The organism is Luteibacter sp. PvP120, assembly GCF_054055715.1.
In genome coordinates, this window is the sequence record NZ_JBSRXP010000004.1 from 323,434 (window position 1) to 348,046 (window position 24,613).

18 protein-coding genes are annotated in these 24,613 nt (G+C 67.3%); 9 read left to right on the plus strand and 9 right to left on the minus strand.

Features of this window, described 5'->3' with window-relative positions; translation table 11 throughout:
- Nucleotides 1–31: 31 nt before the first annotated feature.
- Both ACVKN3_RS10855 and ACVKN3_RS10860 read right to left on the minus strand, forming a co-directional pair.
- Nucleotides 32–1,654: a multicopper oxidase family protein gene (locus ACVKN3_RS10855; RefSeq protein ID WP_354517041.1), complete on the minus strand. Its 1,623-nt coding sequence runs from the start codon at nucleotides 1,652–1,654 to the stop codon at nucleotides 32–34.
- Nucleotides 1,647–3,365, minus strand: a complete 1,719-nt coding sequence (locus ACVKN3_RS10860; RefSeq protein WP_354517043.1) for a phospholipase C — start codon at nucleotides 3,363–3,365, stop codon at nucleotides 1,647–1,649. The genes ACVKN3_RS10855 and ACVKN3_RS10860 overlap by 8 nt, the downstream gene beginning before the upstream one ends.
- A 242-nt stretch (nucleotides 3,366–3,607) precedes the next feature.
- Between ACVKN3_RS10860 and ACVKN3_RS10865 the strand changes: the two genes are divergently transcribed.
- The 4 genes from ACVKN3_RS10865 (at nucleotide 3,608) to ACVKN3_RS10880 (ending at nucleotide 8,264) form a co-directional block, all read left to right on the plus strand.
- On the plus strand, nucleotides 3,608–5,746 hold the full coding sequence (locus ACVKN3_RS10865) for a M13 family metallopeptidase (RefSeq protein ID WP_354517045.1): 2,139 nt from the start codon (nucleotides 3,608–3,610) through the stop codon (nucleotides 5,744–5,746).
- 251 nt (nucleotides 5,747–5,997) lie between these two features.
- The gene (locus tag ACVKN3_RS10870) at nucleotides 5,998–6,120 is read left to right on the plus strand and encodes a hypothetical protein (RefSeq protein WP_354517047.1); all 123 of its coding nucleotides are present in this window, start codon (nucleotides 5,998–6,000) and stop codon (nucleotides 6,118–6,120) included.
- A 52-nt stretch (nucleotides 6,121–6,172) separates the two neighbouring features.
- Nucleotides 6,173–7,399: a YcaO-like family protein gene (locus tag ACVKN3_RS10875; protein ID WP_354517049.1), complete on the plus strand. Its 1,227-nt coding sequence runs from the start codon at nucleotides 6,173–6,175 to the stop codon at nucleotides 7,397–7,399.
- Nucleotides 7,392–8,264 (plus strand): class I SAM-dependent methyltransferase, encoded by an 873-nt coding sequence (locus tag ACVKN3_RS10880; RefSeq protein WP_354517051.1) that lies wholly within the window; start codon nucleotides 7,392–7,394, stop codon nucleotides 8,262–8,264. Before ACVKN3_RS10875 ends, ACVKN3_RS10880 begins: the two co-directional genes overlap by 8 nt.
- On the opposite strand, the gene ACVKN3_RS10885 is transcribed toward ACVKN3_RS10880, so the two are convergent.
- The 5 genes from ACVKN3_RS10885 to ACVKN3_RS10905 form a co-directional block, all read right to left on the minus strand.
- A complete protein-coding gene (locus ACVKN3_RS10885; RefSeq protein WP_354517053.1) occupies nucleotides 8,246–9,361 on the minus strand; it encodes a glycosyltransferase family 9 protein in 1,116 nt (371 codons plus the stop codon). The two genes, ACVKN3_RS10880 and ACVKN3_RS10885, sit on opposite strands and share 19 nt — an antisense overlap.
- Nucleotides 9,362–9,406: 45 nt before the next feature.
- Complete coding sequence (locus ACVKN3_RS10890) at nucleotides 9,407–12,487, minus strand: efflux RND transporter permease subunit (RefSeq protein ID WP_354517055.1); 3,081 nt, start codon at nucleotides 12,485–12,487, stop codon at nucleotides 9,407–9,409.
- Nucleotides 12,484–13,515 (minus strand): efflux RND transporter periplasmic adaptor subunit, encoded by a 1,032-nt coding sequence (locus ACVKN3_RS10895; protein ID WP_354517057.1) that lies wholly within the window; start codon nucleotides 13,513–13,515, stop codon nucleotides 12,484–12,486. Before ACVKN3_RS10895 ends, ACVKN3_RS10890 begins: the two co-directional genes overlap by 4 nt.
- On the minus strand, nucleotides 13,512–14,858 hold the full coding sequence (locus tag ACVKN3_RS10900) for a TolC family protein (RefSeq protein ID WP_354517059.1): 1,347 nt from the start codon (nucleotides 14,856–14,858) through the stop codon (nucleotides 13,512–13,514). Before ACVKN3_RS10900 ends, ACVKN3_RS10895 begins: the two co-directional genes overlap by 4 nt.
- Nucleotides 14,859–14,949: 91 nt before the next feature.
- Nucleotides 14,950–15,615 (minus strand): response regulator, encoded by a 666-nt coding sequence (locus ACVKN3_RS10905; protein WP_285406065.1) that lies wholly within the window; start codon nucleotides 15,613–15,615, stop codon nucleotides 14,950–14,952.
- A gap of 227 nt (nucleotides 15,616–15,842) precedes the next feature.
- Between ACVKN3_RS10905 and ACVKN3_RS10910 the strand changes: the two genes are divergently transcribed.
- The 5 genes from ACVKN3_RS10910 (at nucleotide 15,843) to rapA (ending at nucleotide 23,404) form a co-directional block, all read left to right on the plus strand.
- Nucleotides 15,843–16,442, plus strand: a complete 600-nt coding sequence (locus ACVKN3_RS10910; RefSeq protein ID WP_285406063.1) for an ABC transporter ATP-binding protein — start codon at nucleotides 15,843–15,845, stop codon at nucleotides 16,440–16,442.
- A complete protein-coding gene (locus tag ACVKN3_RS10915) occupies nucleotides 16,439–17,227 on the plus strand; it encodes an ABC transporter permease (RefSeq protein WP_285406062.1) in 789 nt (262 codons plus the stop codon). The genes ACVKN3_RS10910 and ACVKN3_RS10915 overlap by 4 nt, the downstream gene beginning before the upstream one ends.
- 257 nt (nucleotides 17,228–17,484) lie before the next feature.
- Entirely contained in the window at nucleotides 17,485–19,800 is a 2,316-nt protein-coding gene (locus ACVKN3_RS10920) for a catecholate siderophore receptor Fiu (protein ID WP_285406059.1), read from the plus strand.
- A gap of 19 nt (nucleotides 19,801–19,819) precedes the next feature.
- On the plus strand, nucleotides 19,820–20,500 hold the full coding sequence (locus tag ACVKN3_RS10925; protein WP_285406057.1) for a Fe2+-dependent dioxygenase: 681 nt from the start codon (nucleotides 19,820–19,822) through the stop codon (nucleotides 20,498–20,500).
- 72 nt (nucleotides 20,501–20,572) lie between these two features.
- Entirely contained in the window at nucleotides 20,573–23,404 is a 2,832-nt protein-coding gene (gene rapA / locus ACVKN3_RS10930; protein ID WP_285406054.1) for an RNA polymerase-associated protein RapA, read from the plus strand.
- 6 nt (nucleotides 23,405–23,410) lie between these two features.
- Here the strand turns inward: rapA and ACVKN3_RS10935 are convergent, their stop codons facing one another.
- Both ACVKN3_RS10935 and gloA read right to left on the minus strand, forming a co-directional pair.
- Nucleotides 23,411–24,067 (minus strand): rhomboid family intramembrane serine protease, encoded by a 657-nt coding sequence (locus tag ACVKN3_RS10935; RefSeq protein ID WP_354517063.1) that lies wholly within the window; start codon nucleotides 24,065–24,067, stop codon nucleotides 23,411–23,413.
- A 13-nt stretch (nucleotides 24,068–24,080) separates the two neighbouring features.
- A complete protein-coding gene (gloA, locus tag ACVKN3_RS10940; protein ID WP_285406049.1) occupies nucleotides 24,081–24,611 on the minus strand; it encodes a lactoylglutathione lyase in 531 nt (176 codons plus the stop codon).
- Nucleotides 24,612–24,613 lie beyond the last annotated feature (2 nt).

Genomic DNA, 24,613 nt, shown 5'->3' on the forward strand with positions numbered 1-24,613 from the left:
GCCCATTGCCTGACTTACCAGATACGGCGGCTCAGGCCACCACCTCGAACGGACGCATCATCTCGTTCGCCTCGTGCTCGGCGAGATGGCAGTGCCACGCGTAGCGTCCGGGGAAGCCGTCGAACGTGGCGACGATGCGCGTGACCATGCCCGGATACGCCTGCACCACATCCTTCCAGCCACGCTCGTGCGGCGGCGGTTCCTGTGCCGGGCCGACATAGCGGATCGTCTTCTTCTCCATGTACTCGTCCACATCGTACGGACGCCGTTCGAGGATCTGAAAACGCACCAGGTGCAGGTGGATCGGATGGGTATCCTCGGTGAGGTTCACCAGGCTCCACATCTCGGTGCTGCCGAGCTTTACCGACTCCGTCACCGGATCATGCCAGCGCTTCCCGTTGAGCAGCATGAGCATGGGCGTGGCGACGCAGTCGCTGTATTCGTCGAGCGTCAGCTCGCGGGTCTTCGACGCGGTGGACGCCGTCACGCGCGGCACGTCGCGCAACGCGTCGGGCACACGACTGTCGTCATGCACCGTGCCCTGCCCCACCGCAAAACGCATGAGCGGCAACGCATCGTTCATCAGCTCGACCGTGCCACCGCGCAACGCGGCGAAATCGACCACGATGTCCGCACGCTCGCCAGGCGCCAGGAAGATGGACTTCATCGCCGAGGGCGACGCCAGCAGGCCCTGGTCCGAACCGATGACCTGGAAAGGCCGGCCATCGCGGAAGCGCAGGTGATAGAAACGCCCGTTCGCGGCGTTGAGCACGCGCAGGCGATAACGGCGCGGCTGCACATCCGCCCGTGGCAGCACCACACCGTTGACCAGGGTCAGGTTGCCGAAGACTTCCGGCACCCACGGGGCCTTGGCGTCACCGGAATCGGGATAATACAAACGGCCGTCCGTATGCAGCAGCCGATCGGCCAGTACCAGCGGCAGCTCCTGCTCGCCCGAGGGCAGGCCGAGCGACAACTCGTGCTCGTCGCGCAGCAGGTACATGCCCATCAGCCCGGCGTACATGTTCAGCCGATTGATGCCCATGGCATGGTCGTGATACCACAGCGCCGCCGCATCCTGCGTGTTGGCATAGTGGTGACGGCGCGAGACGCCGGGCACGTACCAGTCCTCGGGATAACCGTCGTCCACGTGCGGCACCTTGGCTCCGTGCAGGTGCACGATGGCGCGGACTTCGGGCTTGTCCGCCTCGGCACCGCAGATCGCGTGGTCGACGGGGAGGAAATGCTTGCGCGGGAGCGCGTTTTCCCAGATCACCTCGATCGGCTGACCCGTGCGTGCCTCGATAGTGGGACCGGGATAGTGCCCGCCATAGGTCCACAAGGTCGTGGGCGGCAGGTCACGGTGCAGCTTCTGCGCGGTCTGCGCCATCCGCACGTGCAGCGGTTTGCCGTGTACGGCGTGCAGCACGGGCGGCAACGGCAAGGCATCCACGAACGGTGCCAGGCGTGCCGGATCGACCAGGCCGGGCATGCGGCTGGTGTCACCCATGGGATGCATGCACAACGTGTTGCCCACCTTGCCGGCGGGCGCCCCGTGCATGTCGTGCATGTCGTGCGCGAGCAGCCGTGACGGCATCCATCCCGCCGCGGCCGCCCAACCCGCCGTCGTCAGGAACCGACGGCGATCAACCATGCCCACCTTTCCCGTTCGGCCACTGCGGCCAGCCGGGCCAGCCGCCGCCGGCCTGTTTCGGCTGGCCGGTGGTTTCGTCCAGGATCAGCTTGCGGTCGAACAGACGCGGCAGGAAGAAGTCGAACATGCCGTCGATGCGACCGGCCTGTGCGTCGCTGGAACCGCCACCGATACGCTTGCCGGACAGCCAGTTGTCCTCGATGAAGCGCGTGATCGAACTCTGGTCGGTGATGCTGTGATCGACCATGTTCTCGCGGGCCCACGGCGACACCACCAGCAGCGGCAGGCGCGGACCGAAGCCGCAGCGGCCCTGCGCCGGCGTCTTGCCGTCCAGCCCGGGCAACGTGCCGTGACCCTTGCACACACCGTCGCCATCGAGCGCATCGGTGCTGCCGACCGAGCCGTTGACGCGCGGCGGCGCCTGGTGGTCGTACCAGCCGTCGGAGTCGTCATACGCGATGATGACGGCGGTGTCCTTCCACTCGTCGCTTTGCTGCAGGGCGTTCATGACGTGGACGACGAAGGCCTGCTCGTCCAGCGGGTCGGAGTAACCGGCATGGCCGTCCTGGTACGCGGGCGCCTTGAGGAAACTCACCGCCGGCAGGTGCCCGGTGTCCAGCGCGTCGTAGAAGTCGTGGATGTCGTACTGGTGATTGGCCGCGTCGGTCCGGCCGATCATCGCCAGCGACGTGGGCCGCGCGTGCGTCGGGTTGGCGGTGGAGGGGTAGTACTGGAACGGCTGGTGGTGCTGGCTGTAGTCGTTGGAGGTGACCTTGGTCACCTCGGACAGGGTATGCCGGCCGCATCCCGTGCTGCCGTCCGGGTTGGTCACGCCCAGGTCGAAACCGCCCTGGAACCAGCCCCAGGTCACCTGTTGCTCGTTGAGCAGGTCGCCGATGTTGCGCCCGCCCATGGTCACCTGGTTGGCGGTCGGCGAGGAACAGACGTCGCCCAGCGGATCAGGGTCGCCGATCATCGTCAGGCCGCCGTGACCGTCGTCGGTTTCCGCGCCGGTACCGTTGAGCGTGTCGATCACGCCGGCGGTCTGTCCGGCAATCAGGTTCACGGCGCCGGGGGTGGAGGGGCCGAAGCCGGTGCCGTAGTGGTTGTCGCTCAGGGCGTAGTGCTGGGCGTAGTTCCAGTAGGCCGTGACGGTGTTGCCGTCGTAATAGCCCATCACCTGGCCCTTGCCTTCTTCCGTGGGGTCGCCGCCAGGCAGCGTCTCGCCGCGACCGGTGTAGCGCGGGAAGGCATCCATGCGGCCGCCGTCGAAGGCGCGCTGCTCCGATGTGTAGCCGTGATCCTGGTCGGCCGTGGCGGCCTGCGCGCGACTCAACCGGAACGGGTTGATCGCGGCGTCGGCATTGCCGCTGTTGGCGGCATTGGGGTTGGCGGTAAGCAGCCGATGCGTGAGCCCGTTCACCGGCGGCGTGAACGGCCGGGCATAGAACGCGGGTTCGCCGGCCGGGTTGGCCGCAAAGGGATAGGTACCGAAATAGTGATCGAAGGACACGTTTTCCTGGAAGATCACCACGAGGTGCCGGATCGGCGTGGCCGTGTGTGGCCCCCTGCCATGGCCATGACCGTAGCCGAAGCCGAGGGCGTCCTCGACCGAGGTGGCTTCGGCGGGAGCGGTCTGCTGGGCCACGACGATGGACGCGGCGGACAGGGTGAGCACACAGGCGATGCCTGCAGCCAGTAGCTTGCGCATGACGATGATTCCTCGGTATGACGATCGCACTGCCTGGGGACCGCGCCCCCTGCGACGCGATTGCCCTCCAGTTTGCGAAACGCGTATGACAGCCCGGCGTCACTTCGCCGCGATTACTTGCGGAATGTGCCGATCCATGACTTTCGTCACGGTTGGCCCTGCGCTGGCCCGCCAGCCGTTATCCTCGGGAAGTGCGGCGCCCGGGGGGTGCCGATGTACGTCACTTCCATCGAGGGACATCCATGACCAAGCAGTACCTGAAGCCGCTCGCGCTGGCCTTGAGCATCGCGCTCGCCGGCACCGCGTGCAGCCAGCACAACGATGCCGACACTGCCACGCCGGCCGCCAATGCCCCGGCCGCGACAGGCAGCGCGCCTGCCCCGGCCACCACGGCCGCCGCCGCGCCTGCAGGCCCCACGTTCAACGTGGCCGACCTGGACACCGGCATCGACGCGTGCGACGACTTCAACGGCTTCGTCAATGCCAAGTGGGTGGCCGCCAACCCGATTCCCGACGACCGCACCCGCTGGGGTGCCTTCGACCAGCTGGCGGAAACCAGCCTCAACACGCAGCACGACATCGTCGACGCGATGGACAAGGGCGCGGCCAGCGCCAAGGCCGGCTCGATCGAACAGAAGATCGGCCTGCTCTACCGCTCCGGCATGAACGAGGACGCCATCGAAAAGGCCGGCATCGAACCGCTGAAGCCGGAGCTGGCGAAGATCGATGCGCTGAAGTCGCCGCAGGACATCGTGGATTTCCTCGACAGCAGCTTCAACGACGGCAACGGCTACGTGTTCGGCTTCGGCGCCGGCGCCGACTTCAAGAATGCCAAGATGCAGATCGGCTTCACCCAGCAGGATGGCCTGGGCCTGCCGACCAAGGATTACTACACCGATCCCAAGCAGGCCGACAACCGCAAGGCGTATGTCGACTACATCGTCAAGACGCTGACCCTGGCCGGCGTGTCCGACGCGGATGCGAAGACGCAGGCCGACGCCATCATGAAATTCGAGACCCAGCTCGCCGCGGCCTCGCTCTCGCCGGTGGAACTGCGCGCACCGGAAAACCAGTACCACTTCGTCAGCGTGGCGGAAGCGGACAAGGTCACCCCGCATTTCAACTGGGAGAAGTTCTTTGCCGCCCAGGGTGTCACCGTCGACAAGGGCTTCTCGCTGTCGCAGCCGAAGTTCTTCAAAGAATTCGACAAGATGCTGGCGACCACGCCGGTCTCCACCTGGCAGGCCTACCTGCGCTTCCACGCCATCGACAGTGCCTCGCCGTACCTGTCCAAGACCTTCCAGGACAACAAGTTCGACTTCTACGGCAAGACCCTCGCGGGCCAGCCGCAGCAGAAGCCGCGCTGGAAGCGCGTGCTCGGCACCGTCAACACGTCCATGGGCGAAGGCCTGGGCCAGCTGTACGTGGCCAAGGTGTTCAAGCCGGAAGCCAAGCAACGTGCCAGCGAGCTGGTCGACAACGTGCGCACCGCGCTCAAGGCACGCCTGGAAAAGCTCGACTGGATGAGCGACGAGACCAAGCAGAAGGCCATCGCCAAGTGGAACACCTTCCTGCCCAAGATCGGCTATCCGGACAAGTGGCGTGACTGGTCGGGCCTGGACATCAATGGCGAGAACTACTACGGCAACGTCGAATCCGCCGGCAAGTTCAACTACCACTACGACATCGCCAAGATCGGCAAGCCGACCGACCGCATGGAATGGGGCATGACGCCGCAGACGGTCAACGCGTACTACAACCCGACCGACAACACGATCAACTTCCCGGCCGCCATCCTGCAGCCGCCGTTCTTCGACGCCAACGGCGACGACGCGATCAACTACGGCGGTATCGGCGCGGTGATCGGCCACGAGGCCAGCCACGGCTTCGACGACCAGGGCAGCCAGTTCGACGGCGAAGGTAACAACAGCAACTGGTGGACCAAGGCCGACCGCGCCAAGTTCGACGAGCGCACCGCCAAGCTGGTGAAGCAATTCGACGAATACACCCCGCTGAAAGACAAGCCGGACCTGCACGTCAACGGCAAGCTGACCCTGGGCGAGAACATCGCCGACCTGGGCGGCACGGCCGTGGCATACGACGCCCTGCAGGAAGCGTTGAAGAAAAACCCGAAGGAAGCGGAGTCGAAGATCGACGGCTACACCCAGGACCAGCGTTTCTTCCTCAACTGGGCCCGCGTGTGGCGCGGCAGCGTGCGCGAGAAGCAGGCCATGCTCTACCTCAACACCGACCCGCATGCACCCGCCTCGCTGCGCGCCATCGGTGCGCCGTCGAACATGGAAGCCTTCGCCACGGCTTTCCAGTGCAAGCCGGACGCGAAGATGGTTCGCGCGGGCGACAAGCAGGTGAAGATCTGGTAATCGCTTCCGAACACGCTTTGCAGTGAAAAAGACGCCGCACGCAAGTGCGGCGTCTTTTTTTATGGAGACATCTGTTCGGTACGCTGGCCCCTAAGCGCCAGTGCGCAACGTTTTGCACGCACCCCGGCATTCCCCTACAGAAGCCCAGCGAAAAGCCCGATGCCCATGTCGGTGCATGTGCGCGAATCTGAGCATGCCGGTGTGATAACCGCGCCGGCATGTGCTTTTTTTCACTCGCAAGGAGTACCACCATGGGCTACATGATGAGCGGCGTCGCTTACGCTGATGTCAACGAAGACACCGGAACTCCGGCCCCTGAGACGGCGGAACACCTCACGCCACTGGAAGCCGCGGCGCTCGCCAGCGACAACTGATCCACGGGCGAGGCCAGGAGGCCTCGCCTTTTTTCATGGAGGAACCTACCCGATGGCCAACGCCACCCTGCCGTTCGAACGCGACGTTCCCCTGGGAGCCGCGCGTCGACGCATCGACACCGAACTGGCCGCGCGAGGGTTGCGCTGGCACGCGACTGCACACGGGTCAGGCCCCTTTGCGACCGTCGTTCAGTTGAGCGACGCGGCCGGTCGCCCCGTGTGTCGTGGCGTCGGCAAGGGCGACCGCGACAGCGCGCTGGTCGGCGGCCTCTTCGAGGCCTTCGAGCATCTGATCTCCCTGCACGACGACTGCTCGCTCACGTCGGTGGTCGCGACCGCCACCGACGTCACGCGTGGCCTCGGTGCACCCATCGATGCGCTGCTGGATGCGCAGCCGGAGGCACGGCTCGCCGTCCGCCGCTTTACCGGCTTCCACGACGGGATCGCACAGGTGCATCCCCTTGCCTTGTTTCGTCCCACGTATATCGACCGGCGCATGGAGGCGGACACCTTCGACTATTCAGGCCTGCGCCGCTATGCCGGCAACAGCGGAACGGCCATCGGTTCGACCTTCACGGAGGCTGCGCTGCATGCGCTCAACGAGTGCATCGAGCGCGACGACGTGTCCCACTTCCTTCGCGCGCATTTCCATGACGCCGATGCCGCTGCACCGGTGCGCGTGATCGATCGCCATACGCTGGACCCCTTGTCTGCCCGACTGTGGAACGACACGGAAGACATGCTGGGTGATTCCGTCACCGTGCTGGACATCGGTACGCATCGCGCCGCATACAGCTACCTCGCCTTCGCGCAGCATGCCGCGCATCCGGTGCGGGTCTACGGCGCGGGCGCATCCGGCTGCCCCGCGCACGCCCTGTCTCGCGCCCTGCACGAACTGGTTCAACTCGAGTTGCTCGCTCGCGCGGAAGAAACCGTTCGTCACCAGCTCGAGCGCGCCGAGCGTCGGTTGCGTCCGTGGCCGCGAGCGCATCGCGCCTGCGCGGCCGACCTTCCTGGGCTGCTACACAAGCGAAGCACGGTAGCTGTGCCCTTGCCCACCCGCCTTCGCCGCACCTCGCCGCGCGCCTTGCTCGTACGGGCCCTGCATCGTCTGGTGAAGGAAGGCTATCGGCCCTTGCTGCATGTCATCCACGCCGCCTGCCGGGGTGTCGTGGTCTGCCAGGTGCTCGTACCCGGTTTCGATCGCTATTTCCTGGTCGCCCACGGCAACCCCATCGTTCCGGGTTTTCCGTCCGCACGGATCGCTGGCCGTGGATGACACGACCGGTCGACGGCAGTGGCGAATCGACGACCCACGCTCTGCGCACGGTTATTTCCTGCTGCGCACCGGCGCTCAACGCTGGATCGGCCATGTCCCGCCGGCGACGCGTGGCGAGCCCCGGCAAGCCTGCAACGTGATCCGGCCGCACCACCTGCTGGGCTCGGATGGCATGCTCCGCGAGCATGCGGACGCGATCGAGGTGAGCGCGATCCGTCGTCCCCGTCATGAGGCCGAGGCTTTCATGGCGCTCGCGCGCCGCGATCCGCTCGCCGGGATCCACTTTCCCGTAGTGCCGATGCGCACATGGGGCCATGCGTTCGTCTGTCCGGCGGCGTTCTGGGCGCGCATGGCCGAACGCGCAGAGGACCTGGCCGCCGGCGAGCGCCACATGCGTGCACTGTGTGCCGCGACGCTGCGTGCGGAGCTGCCCGATGGCGCGCTGGTACGCGATCCAGCCTGTTCCACCGGGGATTTCGTGGTGGCGATGGCGCATGCCTGTCCCCGTCTGCGCTTCGAGGGATCGGATCGGGCGGCCGACATGATCCGGACCGCGCGTACCCTTCACGCCGATGGGCCGGTCGCCTTCTCCCTCGCCGATGCCGCACTCGCATCGATGGCCTCCTGCGACGCCCTGATCCTCCGCTTTCTCAATGCGGAAGTGGTGACGCGAGCGCAGGCCTACGCGCTCTTCGACCGGCTGGTACCGAGTGTGCGACGCGGCGGGCTTATCGTCCTGTTCGGCCATACGCCGGTGCTGGTCGACGTCCACGAAAGCGCGACACGCCATGGCTTGCGGGTGCAGCGCAGCGCTGCGCCTACCGGTACCGACGGCATCGTTCCCTACTACGTGCTTCGTGTGTGAAGCCGTCGGCCCAGCAGGTGCGCCGCCACGCGCGCCGCTGCCTGCCGCGGGCAGCCGTCGTCGCAGGTCACGGCGGCATTGTCGCGACCATACGGCGCGTAACGTTGCGGATCGGTCGGACCGAAAAGACCCACGGTAGTCGCGGTGGTCGCGGCCGCCAGGTGCATCACGCCGCAATCCGCACTGACGTAGGTGCCGGCGGCTTCGATGAACCCGGCCAGCTTGCGCGGATCGCTGGTGTAGTACGTCGGATAGCCGCCCCCCAGACGCGACTGACCGTCGGCAGACACCAGTTCGACGATACGCATGTCGCCGGTCTTCGCCAGCAACGCCGTGGTGAAGTCGCTCCACCATGCCGCCGGCAGGCGCTTGGAGCCTGTGGCGTTCGGGAAAATCGCCAGTACCGGTCGTTCGCGCGGGTCGATGATGTTCAAAACGCGTGCCAGTGCGTTGATGCCGCAGCCACGTTCCTGGTCGGTCAGGCGCAGGTCCAGCAGGGGAATATCGGCGTCACCCGCGACGCCCAGCGCCCAGCGAAGGGCCTGCACGGGACGCGCCGCGAGGTGCAACGGCAGACCCTCCGTCGGCATCGCGTCGGTGCGCAGCTGGAATCGCGCTTTCGTGAGCATGGCCGCCAGACGACCCGAGGACGAGCCCGCCGCGGCATCGATCACCAGATCGTACCGACGCGCCCGCAGTTTGCGCAGCGCGCCGAGGGTCCTCAGCGGATGTCGCACGGCACGGCGGTCGAGCGTCGTGCAATCCCCCACGATGTCGAATCCGCGGAACACGCCGTGCGCCGCGGGCCCCGCCGAAAGGATATCCACTTCCGCACCGGGGAAGCGCCGTTCCATCTCGACCAGCAAAGGCGTGAGCAGCAGGGTGTTGCCCAGGCGATGGTTCGGGCGGCACACCAGGATGCGCTGGATGCCCATCGACGGCAGGCTCGCGGCGCCGACCAGGTTCTTCGCCGGCGGGAGCAGATGGTTCACCAGCCAGGTGGCCATTCGACGGCGCCAGAGCGCGCCGTGACCGTGCATGGGCACACGGGCGGCCTCACTCGACGAAGCGGCGGGGGCGGATGCGAAAGGAGACATGACAGGCTCTGGCGGTAGTCAGGCACCCACGATGCCGCAAGTACCTTAGATCTTCCTGTCCGTTGGATGACGATTCGACGTCCGTTCACGCCCGCGCTCCACGGCGCCGATGGCCACGGGCAAGCCCAGCAGGACCAGCGGGTACTGCACCAGCAGGCCACCGACGATGGCGATCGCGAGCGGCTGCTGCATGCGCGCCCCGCGGCCGATCGCCAGCGCCAACGGCAGCAAGGTGAGGATCGCCGCGAAAGTGGTCATGCTGATCGGCCTTACACGAAGGCGCACCGCACGCCGCAAAGCGGCCACGGACGTCGCCGTACGGCGACGGGCCACGTATTCGGAGACCAGGAAGATCGCCATCTCGGTACCGATGCCCATGACCATGGTCAGGCCCATCATGGCGGTGACGTTGAGATCCACCCCGGTGACCCATAACGCGAGGAAGACGCCGGACGCCGACAGCAGTGAGGCAGCGATCACCAGACCCGAGAGCCACAGGCTGCGGTAAAGCAGCATCAGCAGCAGAAATTCGGCGAACATGGCCACCGCAAAGACCTTGCGCAGACCGGCGAACGCCACCTGCTGCTGCGCGTAGAGGCCGCCCAGTTCGTAGCGCGTGCCGGTCGGCAACAGGCCGGGCTGCGCCAGCACGGCACGAACGCCGGACACCGCGGCGTCCATGCCACCGGTGGCGATACGCGCGGTCACCGGTACCATCGTCTGCAGGTTTTCGCGGGTGATCTGCGCCTGTCCGCTCACCGGCACGAGCGACGCGATGCGACGCAGGGGAAAGACGTGACCATCGGGCGCCCTGAGTGGCAAGTCGGCGAGATCGGCGATGCGCCACTCCCGCGCGCCGGGCATCGACACGCGGACGCCGACCGCCCGGGTAAGCAGGGGCAGCGTGGTAGCAACGACGCCGTCCAGCGCGGCACCGACGCTGCGTCCGACCAGATCGGCGTCGACGCCCTCCGCAGCCGCCGCATCGTGGTCGAGACGGATGTCCAGTGCATCTCCCGCGATGCGGACGCCGCTCTGGATATCCACCAGGCCGTCGGTGTGCGCCAGCTTTTCCGCGACACGGGTCGCCGTAGCGCGCAAGGCCACCTCGTCGTCGCCATACAGCTTCACTTCGATCGGCTGCGGCACGGCGATCAGGTCGCCGATGAGGTCCTCCGTCAACTGCGCGGCCTCCACCTCCACGCCCGGAACGTTTCGCAACACGCTTTCGCGCACGTCCTCCATCACCTCACGGGTCGGCGCCGCATGATCGGGCTTCAGCCGGACGAACACGTCGCCGTGATGCGCCTGGCCGAGGTCGCCGCCAAGCCCGGTGCCGAGACGACGCGAGAACGTCTCGACATCGTGCCGCGTGCGCAGGATGGTCTCGATCTGGGCGACCTGGCGTTCGCTTTCGCTGAGCGACGTGCCCGCCGCCGTGTAGTAATCGAGGACGAAGCCACTCTCGTCGGCATCGGGCATGAAACCGGTAGGTACCCGTGATGCCGCGAAGGCACCTGCGACGAACAGGCAAAGCATGACGATGGCGGCCCACCAGGGCCGGCGCACCGCTGTACGGTAGGCTGCGCCATGCCAGCGAACCAGGCCGCGCGCCTTGCCCACGCCCGGATCGCTCCAGCGCGACACATCGATCCAGCGCGAGGCGAGATACGGCACGATGAAGGCGGTCATGGCCCACGACACCGCGAGCGCGCAGGCCATCGTGATGGACAACGCACGCGAGAACGTGCCGGTCACGCCGTCCAGGTACGCCATCGGCACGAACACGATCAACGTCGCCGCGCTTGAGCCGGACAGCGGCGGCAGGAAGTCGCGCGCCGAGCGAAAGAGGCTTCGCTGTATGCCGTCCCGCGCTTCGGATCCCGCGGCGTGCGCAGTGCGGTGGGCAAGGTGCTCGACCATCACCATGACATCGTCGATCACCAGCCCGACGGCCGCGGCCATGCCACCGAGGGTCATGATGTTGAAGCTCATGTTCATCCCGCGCAGCAGCAGGACCGTGATCGCCAGGGTCGCCGGCACGACGACCATGGCGATCGCCACGATACGCATGTTGCGCAGGAACGCCCAGAGCACGACCGCCGCGAGCAGCAGGCCGATCGCAATGGCGTCACGTACGCTGGCGGCGGCATCGGTCACCAGCTCGCTCTGGTCGTACCACTTGCGCAACGTGACGCCCTTCGGCAGCGCAAGCCCGGCCAGGCGTGCCCTGACCTCCGCGGCGATCGCCACCGCGTTGCCGTCGGGCTGCTCGAACCCATTGAACAACACCGCGGGTCGACCGTCCTCGGCGACCCGGGTCCATTGCGGCTCGACACCCATGCGCACCGTGGCCACGTCGGATACGTGTATCCAGCCGCTGTCCGCACGTCGCACCACCACGGCGCCGATGTCGCGCACGTCGCGGATCGGCTGGTCGACCAGGGTGAGGAAGAGTTTGTTGCGGTCCTGGACGCGGCCGACCGCGCGGACGACGTTGGCGCCGCCGATCGCTCCGACCAGGTCGTCGAGCGACAAGCCATGCGCGGCAAGCTGCCGGGCATCGGCTTCCACCTCGATTTCCGGTGTGTCGCCGCCCTGCACGTCGACCCTCGACAGGCCGGGTATCGAAGCCAGCGCCGGGGCGATGCGGAACCGGGCAAGATCGCGCAGGCCCGCAGGAGACACGCTGTCCGAGCGCAACGCGTACGAGATGATCGGGAACACCGTCGGGTCCATGCGCCGGACGTCGTAAGTGACGCCTGCGGGGAGGCTGGTGACGACGCGCGCGATGGCCGCATCGACCAGCAGCGTGGATGCGATCATGTCTCGCCCCCAGCCGAAGTCCACCGAGACCTGGGCGGCACCGCGCGAGGTTTCCGAGCGGACACTCTCGACCCCGGGCACCGTCCGGATCGCTTCTTCCACGGGGCGGGTCACCAGCAGCGCCATCGTATCGGCGGGACGGTCGCCGGCATCCAGGTCGACGACGATACGCGGGAACGCGACCTGCGGAAACAGGCCCACGGGTAGCGCCCAGGCGGCCACGGCACCGGCGATCGCGAGTGCCATCGCCAGCAGGAGGAAGGTCCTTGAGTGACGGACAAGGAAGCCGTCGCCGCTCATGGCGTATCCATGGGGCGCACCTGGATACCTTCGTCCAGTTGTGTGGCACCGACCGTCACCAGCGCCAGCGATGCCTCGATCGCGCCAGTCACCAGCACCTGGTCGCCGTGCTGCGCGACCACGGTCACCGGGACACGGTGCGCCTGTCCCTGCCTCACCTGCCACACGGCACGTGCGCCTTCCTCGCCCGTCACGGCATCGGCAGGCAACTGCCAGCCGGCCAGCGAACCGACCACGATATCGGCGCGATAGGCCATGCCCTGGATCAGCGGGTATGACGTCGAGACCGTAACCCCGACCAGACGCGATTGCGGATCGACCGCACCGGCCACCGTGGCCACCCGGGCGGGCAGCTCGCGTCCTCCCGACAACGCGTGCAGCGCCACCGTGTCACCCGCATGCACACGGGCCCTATCGGCGGGCTCGATGCCGCCCGCAAAGCGGGTGCAGTCGGTATCGGCAAGCGTCATGATCGTCCCGCCAGCGGCGACCTGTGCACCACGCAGCGTATCGATGGTCAGCACCGTGCCATCGGCGGGTGCCTGCAGCTTCTCGTGCGGCGTGTCCTGGGCGGCGAATGCGGCTTCGGCGTCATGCATGGCCTTGTCCGCCTGGGCCAGCTGGTCGTTCGTGGCGAGATGGTCGCCGAGCAGGCGTGCCGTGCGTTCACGTTGCGCCCGTGCCAACGCCACGGCCGAGCGCGCCGCCACACGTGCCGCGGCGGCCGCCTTCGTCGGCACGAACGACGCCAGGACCTGCCCGGCGTTCACGTGCTGCCCCGCGGCGACATCGACCCGGGTGAGCGTCGCGTCGATCGGCAACGTCAGCGCGCGCGTGCCGCCGCTGCCCGCCGCACCCTGGCCATAGGCCACGACGATATCGTCGAAGTGGCCGCGCACCGGCGTCACCTGCCGGATCACGGCACTCGGGATCATCGCCCCCGGCGTGCCCGCATCGGCACCGGTATCGCAGCCGCCAAGCGCGACGACGATCGCCACCACGGCGGCGAGGAAAAGAAGACGAATCATGGCGCGATCCCGGGCGGCAGCGAGCTGGGCAATCCCGCGCCGGTCAGGGCGTCGAGCGCGATGCGCTGCTCGCGCCGGTACAGGTCACGGGTGATCCGATCGACATCCTGCCCCAGCGCGGCGACGTTGAGATCGGCGTAGACGGCGGCATCGATGTCGCCGCGGGCGAAGGCACGGCTGGCTGCATCCGTCGCCACGGTGTCCGTGGTGGTGCGCGCCGCGGCCCGCTCGGCGGCGACCACCGCGGCGATCAAGGCATGCGCTTCGACCACGGTCGCGTCGATGCGCGCCGTGTATTCGTCATGCAGCTGCTGGCGCGTCGCCTCGGCCACCGCGATCTTGCCCTGCTGGCGATCGAACACGGGCAACTCGAGCGACGCGGAAGGACCGATGTCGAGCACCTTGCTGCTGTCGCGTGCGGCGTCCACGCCGACCGACAACGGCGGAAACTGGCTGAGGATCGCGCCGCGCAGGCGCGCCTCCTGCGCGGCGTAGGCAAAGCGTAGCGCGGCAAGATCGGGACGGTGCTCGCCCATCGAAGCGACTGCCGCCGTCGCCTGCGTCAGATCGAAAGGCGCCAGCGCAGGCAGCGGTGCCAGCGGCAAGGGCGCGTCGGCATCGAGGCCCAACAGCGCCGACAGTTCCGCACGCTGCGCTTGCACGACCTGTCGCGCGTCGCTGGCCGCCGTGCGTGCGTCGACCGCCGCGGCTAAAACGACGCTGGATGTACCGGCGTCCGCATCGCCTCGCGCCACGGCGGCGCGCAGCGATGCCGCGCGCGCTTCGATCAGGTCGGCCAGGCGATCGCGCAGGGTCAGGCGGCGCTCGCCATCGACCACGTCGACGACGAGCTGGCGCGCCCGCGCCAACGTGACCCAGGACTCCCACAGCAGCTGTGCGTCGGTGGCCGAGGCCGAGGCACGCGCTTCGTCGCGACGGGCGCCGCGCACGATCAGACCCTGCAGGCTCTGCGCGAAGCTGGCGCCCCACGCCGGCACGTCGCCTGCACCGGCCACCAGGAAGCCCAGGTTGGTCTGCACGCTCGGGTTCGGCAGGATCGAGGCGTCGAGCACCTGCGCCCGGCCAATGCCATGGCGGGCGCGCGTCGCGGCCAGCGTGGGATTGTTGAGCAGGACAAGGCGCTGGACGGCTACCTCGTCCAGCGGCAGGGCCGTGCCCTTGCCACCCTGGAGGTGCTCGACACGATGGGCCAGCGTGGCATGCGTGACGAGCGGCAGCGGGCGATAGGTCGCACAGCCGACCAGACCGGTCGCCACGACGAGGGCAAGCAAGTGACGCAACGCATTCCATCCGGCGGCTTTCATGGCCCGCAGGTTAGACATGCCGGCTTAGCGCAATCTTTGGCCGGGCATCCGGCGTGACGACAGGCCGGAATGACGCCCGCTTCGATGGCCGCGCCTCAGCGCGGCACGATCATGCGAGGTCGCGCGGCACCATGTAACCGAAACCGCGCACGGTACGAATCGCCTCGGCGCTGAGCTTGCGGCGCAGGGAATGCACGAGGACTTCCAGCGCGTTCGGGCCCACGTCCGATTCCATGCCATAGACGGAGCCTTCGATGGTCTCGCGGCGGACGATCTTGCCGTGGCGCTCCATGAGGATACGCAGCAACGCGAACTCGCGCCGGGTCAGTTCGACGGGGCGCGCCTGGTAGGTCACCTCGAGGGTGCTGAGGTTGAGCGACAGGGCGCCCGCATCCAGCTGGTTGTCGGCCAGTCCCCGCGCGCGTCGGGCCAGCGAGCGGATGCGCGCCGCCAGTTCATCGAGATGGAAGGGCTTGGTCATGTAGTCGTCGGCACCGGCATCGAGCCCCTGGATACGCGATTCCACGCTGTCCCGAGCGGTCATGACCAGGATGGGCGTCTTGACGTTGAGCCGGCGCGCTTCCGTGATGACTTCGATGCCATCCTTCTCCGGCAGGCCCAGGTCGAGCAGCACGAGATCCACCGACTCGTTACGCAACGCCTCGAGGCCTTCGGCCCCGTTGCGCAGCCAGGTGACCGTGTAAGCCAGATGTTCCAGCGCCCGTTTGATGGCGCAGCCCAACCGCGCGTCGTCCTCGACCACGATAATGTTCATCGATCACGTCCTCTTCGGCACACAACGACATCAGGTATCGCATCCATGCGCGCGGCTTGGGTCACGTATTCGGCAAAGCCAACGCATTATTCAAGCCGCCTGCTTAGAAGTGGCTGAGTACCGGCGTAAGCTTCAGATAAGTCGCATGGGTGACCCTGTCCGTGAGCAGACCGTGCCCGCGTTTATCGTGAGCGATCCCGACCTGACCATGATCACGGACACCTTCCTTGAGCCTCGATGTCCAAGCCTTGCGCAGCAGCCTCGCCGGGCCATTCGATTTCCATGTGCCCTCCGGGCGATGCCTGGCTATCACCGGCCCTTCCGGCTCGGGCAAGAGCCTGCTCCTGCGCATGCTGGCCGACCTCGATCCCTGCGAGGGTCGCGTATCGCTCGACGCCGAGGACCGCGCCACGATGTCGCCGACGACATGGCGCCGCCGCGTGGCCCTGCTTCCGGCCAGGAGCGGCTGGTGGGCGGACCGTGTGGACGAGCACTTCGCATCCAGGCAGGCCGACGAACGCGGCGCGCTGGCCCGCGACATGTTGCTCGCCGACCGACTGTTCGACCAGCCGGTCGATGAAACGTCCACGGGCGAGCGCCAGCGACTCGCCCTGATCCGCGCATTGCTCACCAGGCCGAAGGTCGTGCTGCTGGACGAGCCGACGGCCTCGCTGGATGCGACGGCGACACTCGCCGTGGAAGCGGTCCTGCGCTGCCGGATGCAAGAAGGCCTGATCGTGGTGCTCGTCACGCACGACGCCGCGCAGGCGGATCGTCTCGGCGATGACGCCCTGGTCATGCGCAACGGCACCTTGGTGCGGCCATGACGCCGCTCAGCTTGCACACCGCCGATATCGCGTGGGCCGGGATACTGCTTCTGATCGACGGGGCACTATCGGTGTGGCTAAGGCTGCGCTTTCATCGCGCGCTGGCGATCGCGACGCTACGCATGGTCCTACAACTCGTTGCCGTGGGTTACCTGCTGCGTTACGTGTTCGCCGGTCACTCGCCGTGGCTGACCGCAGCCATCCTGCTTGCCATGTCCCTCGTTGCGGTACGCGAGGTGGCCGTGCGACCGTCGCGCCGGCTGCGCGGCGGGAACGCGCGGGTGGCATTGCCCAACGTGGTCGGTGTGGTGCTCCTGACGACCGCCTTCGCCCTGATGACCGCCATACGCCCCGAACCGTGGTACGACCCCCGCTACGCCATCCCATTGGTAGGCATCCTGCTCGGCAGCATCCTCAACGCGGGCAGCATCGCGTTGTCCGGCGTCCTGGACAACGTGACGCTGCGACGTGAGGGCATCGAAGCCCAACTCATGCTGGGTCGCAGCTTCCGCGAGGCCACCGCGCCGCTGGTGACCCGCGCCGTTCGCAGTGCCATGGTCCCGGTGATCAACCAGATGGCTGCCGCGGGCGTCATCACCCTGCCGGGGACGATGACGGGCCAGATGCTTGCCGGCGCCGATCCGGTAAACGCCGTGAAGTACCAGATCCTGCTGTTGATCCTGCTGGCAGGCTCTAGCTGCCTGACAGCGGTCGGCACCGCGTTCCTGGCGATATCGCACCTGACCGACGAACGGCAGCGACTGCGCCTCGACCGATTGCGCTGAGCCGGTCGGCGAAGCGCCCTCCTCGACGGGATGGCGACGATGGGATGGGCGAATCCTTGGAGATCCCTTACATGAATATTGCGAATCGTTCTCATTAAGTTTACGATGTGCATCACGCCGGGTTAACGCTTACCTGCGCGGCACGCATCGCAAGGGCAGTCACCGTCTTCCGCGCCAGTCATCGCCTAGCGCGATGCGGCCGCGTGCGCGCAGCCTGGGCCGCAGCCTTTTCGTCATCGTCTCTCGCAAGGATCCCCATGGCCTTCATCACCAGCCGCAAGCACGCCGCACCCACGGTGCGCACCGTCGGCGCCGCCGTCCTCCTCTCGCTCGCCCACGGCGCTGTCGCTGGCGATGCGCCGGTCGATGTCGTACCGCCGCAGCAGGCCAAGGTCAACGATGCGCAGGCCCTGCCCGGCATGCAGGTGCAGGCCGATCGTTCCAGCGATTACCGCGTGGACAAGGTGTCCTCGCCCAAGTTCACCCAGTCGCTGCTGGACACCACACAGACCATCCAGGTGATCAACCGTGCCCTGATGCAGCAGCAGGGTGCCACCACGCTGACCGAGGCGCTGCGCAACAGCCCGGGCGTGGGCACCTTCTTCGTCGGCGAGAACGGCTCGACCAACACCGGCGATTCCATCTACATGCGCGGCTTCGATACCTCGGGCAGTATCTTCGTCGACGGCGTGCGCGATTTGGGCACCGTGTCGCGCGATGTCTTCAACATCGAGCAGGTGGAAGTCACCAAGGGACCGGACGGCACGGAGTACGGCCGCACCGCCCCCACCGGCGCGGTCAACCTCGTGACCAAGCAGCCGGTGCTCGGCAACGGCGTCTCCGGCTCGGTGCAGGTCGGCAGCGGCCAGCGCCGCCGCGGCACCGCCGACTGGAACCAGGCCCTGGGCAAAGACGCCGCGTTCCGCCTCAACGTCATGGGCCAGGACAGCCACGTGGCCGGACGCGACCGGATCGAGAACAACCGCTGGGGCGTGGCCCCGTCGCTGGCGTTCGGACTGGGCACACCGACCCGTGTCTACCTCGACTACCTGCACATCAAGCAGAACAACGTGCCCGACGGCGGCGTGCCGACCATCGGCCTGCCGGGTTACACCTCACCGGATCGCCGTGCGTTCCTCACCGGTGCGGACAAGGTCGACGAAGACAACTATTACGGCACCAACCAGGACCACGACCATGTCACGCAGGACATGTTCACCGTCATCGTCGAGCACGACTTCAGCGACACCGTGGCGCTGCACAACACGTCGCGCTGGGCGCGCACCACGCAGGACTACCTGCTGACCTCGTTCATGGGCACCACCGCCAACCTGCTCACGCCCAACCCGGCCGATCCGTCCACCTGGACGCTGGCACGCAGCACGCCGACGTTCAAGCACCAGTCCAATCGCATCGCCACCAACCAGACCAACCTGACGGCGACGATCGAATCGGGTGCGGTCACGCAGAACATCAGCGCCGGGATCGAACTGACCAACGAACAGGCGCGCACGATCGGCCTGGGTCCCGTCACCGGCAGCACCTGGCCGGCGGCCAACCTCTACAAGCCGTATTCCGACGTGGGTGGCCTCCGCTACCGCGAGACCGGCGCGGTATCGAGCGGCAAGACCAACACGGCCGCGGCCTATCTGTTCGACACGCTGAAGTTCGGCGAGAACTGGCAGGTGAATGCCGGTGTGCGCTTCGACCACTACAAGACCGACTTCAGCAGCCTCGTGGTCTGCGGTGCACGCAATGGTCCCGCCTGCGGTCGCCTGCCGGCCGGCAGCATCCTGCCCGGCGTGGACACCACCAAGAGCGACAACCTGGTCAACTACAAGGTGGGCGTGCTGTACAAGCCGGCGGCCAACGGCAGCATCTACATCAACGTGGCCCAGTCGCAGGAGCCGCCGGGTGGCAACACGCTCACGCTGTCCGCGTCCACCAACAGCGCCGACAACCCCAACTTCGACCCGCAGAAGGCGCGCACCGCCGAGATCGGCACCAAGTGGGACCTGCTCGACTCGCGACTGCTGCTGACCGGCGCGCTGTATCGCACCACGGTGACCAACGAACTGGTGCAGGATCCGACCGACCTGCTTTATTACCAGATCGGCAAGAAGCGCGTGCAGGGCATAGAAATCTCCGCGCTGGGCAAGCTCACCGAAGACTGGGCGATCAGCGCCGGTTTCACCACGATGGACGCCACCGTGGAAAAGGGCACCAACGTCACGCAGAACGGCTCGGACGATCTGGCGTATACGCCGAAGAAGGCCTTCACCTCCTGGACCACGTATCACCTGCCGTTCGACCTGACCGTTGGCGGCGGCGCACGCTATTCCGGTGAACTGCTGCGCGGCACGGATGGGGCGGTAGGCACACCGCAATACACGAAGGCGTACTGGGTGTTCGACGCGATGGCCAGCTACCCGATCAACCGCAACATCGACCTCCAGCTCAACGTTTACAACCTGTTCGACAAGCGCTACGTGGCGGCGATCAACAAGAGCGGCTACCGCTACACTCCGGGGATGCCGCGCTCGGCGATGCTCACCGCCAACGTCCGTTTCTGATCCACCGGAGGAATCCGCCATGTTGCTGCATATCCCCGATGTCCTGACCGCCGAACAGGTCGCGGGAATGCGTGCCGCCATGGTGGATGCCGACTGGACCGACGGTCGGCAGACCGTCGGTCCGCAGGGCGCGAAGGTGAAGCGCAACCTGCAGCTGCCCGATGCATCGCCCCTGCGGCGCCAGCTGGGTGAACAGGTGGTCGCGGCGCTCACGCGCCACCCGCTCTACCACGCGGCGGCGCTGCCGCTGCGCACCATCTCGCCACGCTTCAACCGCTACGAAGGCGGCGGCGAATACGGTTTCCATATCGACGGCGCGGTGATGTCCACCGGCCACGGCGACGAACACGTCCGCAGCGATATCTCATGCACGCTGTTCCTGTCCGAGCCGGACGAGTACGACGGCGGCGAACTGATCGTCAGCGACACCTACGGCGAGCACGAGGTCAAGCTGCCGGTCGGCCACGCCATCGTCTATCCCTCGTCCAGCCTGCACCGGGTGACGCCGGTGACGCGTGGCGCCCGTATCGCCGCGTTCTTCTGGGTGCAGAGCCTGGTCCGCGACGATGGTGCACGGCGGCTGCTGCTGGAGCTCGATACGTCCATCCGCGAACTGTCGGCGGCGGGCGCGGATCAGCCGGCGATCCTGCGGTTGACGGGCGTCTACCACAACCTCCTGCGACGCTGGGCCGAGACCTGATCTCACAAAGGTAGGCATCCGGAGCCGGGCGGCGGATAATCAACGCCCCCTTGCAGTCCTGGCTCCCCTCGCATGTTCCAACCCGGTCAACGCTGGATCTCCACCGCCGAGCCCGAGCTCGGTCTCGGCACCGTTCTTCGCGTCGAGGGACGTAGCGTGCAGGTGCTGTTCGCCAAGGCGGGCGTGCTGCGCCCCTATGCGTCGGACAGCGCCCCCCTGATTCGTGCGGAATTCCGCGCCGGCCAGCGTGTATCGGGCAAGGGCATCGCCTTCCTGGTCGAGCGCATCGAGGAACGTGAGGGCCTTTATGTCTACCGTGGCGAAGGCCGCGAACTGGAAGAAGGCCAGCTGGACGACGAACAGGCGCTGTCGCAGGCGGACGACCGCCTGATCGGTGGCCGTACCGACACCAACGACCGCTTCGACCTGCGCCTGGAAGCCCTGCGCCGGCGTGCCGATGCCCGTCGCTCCGCGGCCTGGGGCCTGGAATCGGCGCGGATCGGCCTGGTGCCGCATCAGCTGCGTGTGGCCGGCATCGCCGCCGCGCGTCGCCCGCCCCGTGTGCTGCTGGCGGACGAGGTCGGCCTGGGGAAGACGATCGAGGCCGGCATGATCCTCTCGCGCCAGCTGGCGGCCGGGCGCGCGGGTCGCGTGCTGGTGCTGCTGCCGGAAACCCTGGTCTACCAGTGGTTCGTCGAGCTGCTGCGCCGTTTCAACCTGTCCTTCTCGATCTTCGACGAAGAACGCTGCGAGGCGATCGAACAGGCCAGCGACGGCCGCAATCCGTTCGAGGACGAACAGCTGGTCATCGCCGATTTCGCCTTCCTCGAAGGCTCGCCGAAGCGCGCCGCGCAGCTGACCGAGGCCGGCTGGGACCTGATCGTGGTGGACGAAGCCCACCACCTGGCCTGGACCCCGGACGAGGCCAGCCCCCGCTACCGCCTGGTCGAGACCCTCGCCGCCGCCACGCCGGGCGTCATCCTGCTCACCGCCACGCCCGAGCAGCTGGGCCGCGCCGGGCATTTCGCCCGCCTGCGCCTGCTCGACCCGCAGCGCTACAGCGACCTGGACACCTACCTCGGCGAGGCGGAAGGCTATGGCGCCTTGTCCGAAGTCGCCAGCGTGCTGGCCGCGGGCGAGACACTCGGCACGGCGCATCGCGAGGTGCTCAAGGCTCGCTTCACCGGCGACCGCGAGTTGCTCGGCCTGGTCGAGCGCGACGACGCCAACGACGCCCTGCTGGCCGCCCTCATCGATCGCCACGGCACCGGCCGCGCCATGTTCCGCAACCGCCGTGCCGGCATCGGCGGCTTTCCGCACCGTGTGCCGCACATCCGCGTGCTGGATGCCGATGCGCTCGAGCCCGGCCGCCGCGACGCCCTGCTGGCAGAGTTCCGCTCCGACCTGCAACAGCCACCGGCACCACTGGAATTCGACTACCACGACGACCCGCGCCTGGCCGCGCTGCTGAGCCTGCTCGACGCGCATCCGGCGGACAAGTTCCTGCTGCTGTGCCGCAGCCAGGCCAAGGTGCTGGCGATCGAGGAAGCCCTGCGCACGAAGAGTGGCGTGGGCGTGGCCCGCTTCCACGAAGGCCTGGGCATCGTGCAGCGCGACCGCAACGCCGCGTTCTTTGCCCAGCCCGACGGCGCGCGCCTGTTGCTGTGCTCCGAGATCGGTTCGGAAGGCCGCAACTTCCAGTTCGCCCACCGCCTGGTGATGTGGGATCTGCCGCTGGATCCGGACCTGCTCGAACAACGTATCGGTCGCCTGGACCGCATCGGCCAGAAACACGACATCAGCATCCACGTGCCGGTGGTCGAGCAGAGTGCGCAGCACATCCTGGCGCGCTGGTACGACGAAGGCATGGACGCGTTCCGTTCCAGCCCCGCCGACGGCCGCGAACTGCTGCGTCGGTTCGGCGAGCTGTTGTCCACGCTCGCCGACGAGCACGCCCGCGAGGACGACGCGCGCGACCAGGAACTGGATGCGCTCATCGCCGAGACCCGTGGCGCCCACGAGGAACTGGCCGCCCTGATCCACGCCGGCCGTGACCACCTGCTCGAACTGGCCGCCAGCCGCGACCCGCATGCGGACGACCTCGCCGGCAGCTTCGCCGCCGAAGACGCCGACGAAGCGCGCGACGCCTTCATACAGCGCCTGTTCGAGACCTTCGGCGTGCACGCGGAAGAACTGGCGAAGGACATCGTGCTGCTGGATCCGCAGTACCTGTCCACCGACGGCCTCACCGGTTTCGCCGATGGTCCGTTGTCAGTCACGTTCTCGCGCGACCTCGCCCTCGCGCGCGAAGACCTGCCGCTGCTGCGTCTCGACCACCCGATGGTGCTGGCCGCGGTGGACCTGCTGGTTTCGGGGGAGAACGGCAATGCCGCCTTCCTCGTCGACGATGCCCTGCCCGTGCGCACGGCCCTGTTGCAGGCAGTGTTCGTGCTGGAAATCATCGCCGACCGCACACTCGATCCGGGCCGGTTCCTGCCCACGACACCGCTCGCCCTGACGGTGGACACCAAGCTGAGTGAGCGCCCCGGCTTCCGTCCCAGCGACGTCGCCATGCGCCGCGCCCCCGATCGCAACATCGAGGTGCCGCGCTATCGCAAGTTCCTTTCCAAGCTCGTCCCGCCCATGCTGGAACGCGCGCAGGACCTCGCCGAGGCCCGTGCCGAAGTGATCAAGGCGGAAGCGATGGAAACCGCACGGCGGGAACTCGACACGGAATACGCGCGGCTGGTCGCCCTGCACGCGGTCAATCCGTCGATCACGGACGCGGAGCTGGAAGCGGTGGAGAACGAACGCGATGCCCTGCTGGCGGCCATCCCCGACGCGCGTTTCCGCCTCGACGCGGTGCGCTTCGTGGTCAGCCCGGATTTCCTCGCGCTACGTTGATTCCCCTCAGAACGAAGGGCGTGGCGGCGGCCTCACGCCCCATGCCCACAGCAACGCCAGCCCGGCGAACAGGCCGCCCAGGTGGGCGAAATGCGCCACGCCGGAGACCGTGCCGGTGACGCCGAAGATCAGTTCGGCGGCACCGTAGAGCGTGACGAACAGCCACGCCGGGATACCGATGGGAATCGGGATCAGCATCAGCTTCTCGCGCGGGAACAGCATGGCGAACGCGCCGAGCAGGCCGAACACCGCGCCGGACGCACCGACCGTCGGGTACATGCGGCCCGGCTCGAAGAAATAGACCACCGCCAACTGCGCGACGGCCGCCGCGACCAGGCAGGTAAAGTAATAGATGACGAAACGCCGCTGGCCCATCACGCGCTCGATCAGGCCGCCGAACATGTACAACGCGTACATGTTCAGCACGATGTGCATGATGCTTCCATGCATGAAGCCGTAGGTCACCAGCTGCCACACTCGGAAACCGACGCCGGCGATATCGCCGCCCCCCATGTCCACGGCAAGGTCGTGGCCGATCGGCCACAAGGCGAACCAGCGGCTGACCGCCAGCGTCTGTTCGTCGCCCAGCAGCGTCTGTGCGATGAAGACCAGCACGTTGGCGATCAGGAGGTTGCGGGTGACCGGGGGGAGGTTCGTCGGCATGGTGGCGGGCGCGTCAGGCGGTGAACGGCGTGGGCTGGAGGATCTCGATCCAGTACTGGTCCGGGTCGCGGATGAAGGCGATATGGCGCATGCGGCCGTCGCTCAAGCGCTTCTGGAACGCCACGCCCATCGCCTCGAAACGCGCACAGGCGGCGTTGACGTCCGGCACGCTCACGCACAGGTGGCCGAAGCCGCGCGGCTCGCCGTTGCCGTTGTGGTAGGCGAAGGCGGCATCCTTCTCCGTGCCGTGGTTGTGCGTCAGCTCCAGCACGCCCGGCTGCGACAGCACCCAGCGCTTGCGCTCCGCGTCGTCATCCGGAATGAGCGCACGATCGCCCACCAGCACCAGGTAGACGATGGTGAAGGCCGCCTCTTCGTGCACCTGCCGGTACACCGGCGTAAAGCCCAGCACCCGCGTATAGAAGTCCAGCGACACGTCCAGGTCGCGCACCCGGATCATCGTATGGTTGAACACGTAGCCATGGGTCACCGCGTCCGGCGCGGCGGTCACGCCCGGCAGTGAAGTCAGGTCGGAAAGGGACATGG

What these genes read in the sequence shown, in the direction of transcription:
- ACVKN3_RS10855 (WP_354517041.1), bottom strand. Translation starts at nt 1,654, where the DNA reads ATGGTTGATCGCCGTCGGTTCCTGACGACGGCGGGTTGGGCGGCCGCG.
- ACVKN3_RS10860 (WP_354517043.1), bottom strand. Translation starts at nt 3,365, where the DNA reads ATGCGCAAGCTACTGGCTGCAGGCATCGCCTGTGTGCTCACCCTGTCC.
- ACVKN3_RS10865 (WP_354517045.1), top strand. Translation starts at nt 3,608, where the DNA reads ATGACCAAGCAGTACCTGAAGCCGCTCGCGCTGGCCTTGAGCATCGCG.
- ACVKN3_RS10870 (WP_354517047.1), top strand. Translation starts at nt 5,998, where the DNA reads ATGGGCTACATGATGAGCGGCGTCGCTTACGCTGATGTCAACGAAGAC.
- ACVKN3_RS10875 (WP_354517049.1), top strand. Translation starts at nt 6,173, where the DNA reads ATGGCCAACGCCACCCTGCCGTTCGAACGCGACGTTCCCCTGGGAGCC.
- ACVKN3_RS10885 (WP_354517053.1), bottom strand. Translation starts at nt 9,361, where the DNA reads ATGTCTCCTTTCGCATCCGCCCCCGCCGCTTCGTCGAGTGAGGCCGCC.
- ACVKN3_RS10890 (WP_354517055.1), bottom strand. Translation starts at nt 12,487, where the DNA reads ATGAGCGGCGACGGCTTCCTTGTCCGTCACTCAAGGACCTTCCTCCTG.
- ACVKN3_RS10895 (WP_354517057.1), bottom strand. Translation starts at nt 13,515, where the DNA reads ATGATTCGTCTTCTTTTCCTCGCCGCCGTGGTGGCGATCGTCGTCGCG.
- ACVKN3_RS10900 (WP_354517059.1), bottom strand. Translation starts at nt 14,858, where the DNA reads ATGTCTAACCTGCGGGCCATGAAAGCCGCCGGATGGAATGCGTTGCGT.
- ACVKN3_RS10905 (WP_285406065.1), bottom strand. Translation starts at nt 15,615, where the DNA reads ATGAACATTATCGTGGTCGAGGACGACGCGCGGTTGGGCTGCGCCATC.
- ACVKN3_RS10915 (WP_285406062.1), top strand. Translation starts at nt 16,439, where the DNA reads ATGACGCCGCTCAGCTTGCACACCGCCGATATCGCGTGGGCCGGGATA.
- ACVKN3_RS10920 (WP_285406059.1), top strand. Translation starts at nt 17,485, where the DNA reads ATGGCCTTCATCACCAGCCGCAAGCACGCCGCACCCACGGTGCGCACC.
- ACVKN3_RS10925 (WP_285406057.1), top strand. Translation starts at nt 19,820, where the DNA reads ATGTTGCTGCATATCCCCGATGTCCTGACCGCCGAACAGGTCGCGGGA.
- rapA (WP_285406054.1), top strand. Translation starts at nt 20,573, where the DNA reads ATGTTCCAACCCGGTCAACGCTGGATCTCCACCGCCGAGCCCGAGCTC.
- ACVKN3_RS10935 (WP_354517063.1), bottom strand. Translation starts at nt 24,067, where the DNA reads ATGCCGACGAACCTCCCCCCGGTCACCCGCAACCTCCTGATCGCCAAC.
- gloA (WP_285406049.1), bottom strand. Translation starts at nt 24,611, where the DNA reads ATGTCCCTTTCCGACCTGACTTCACTGCCGGGCGTGACCGCCGCGCCG.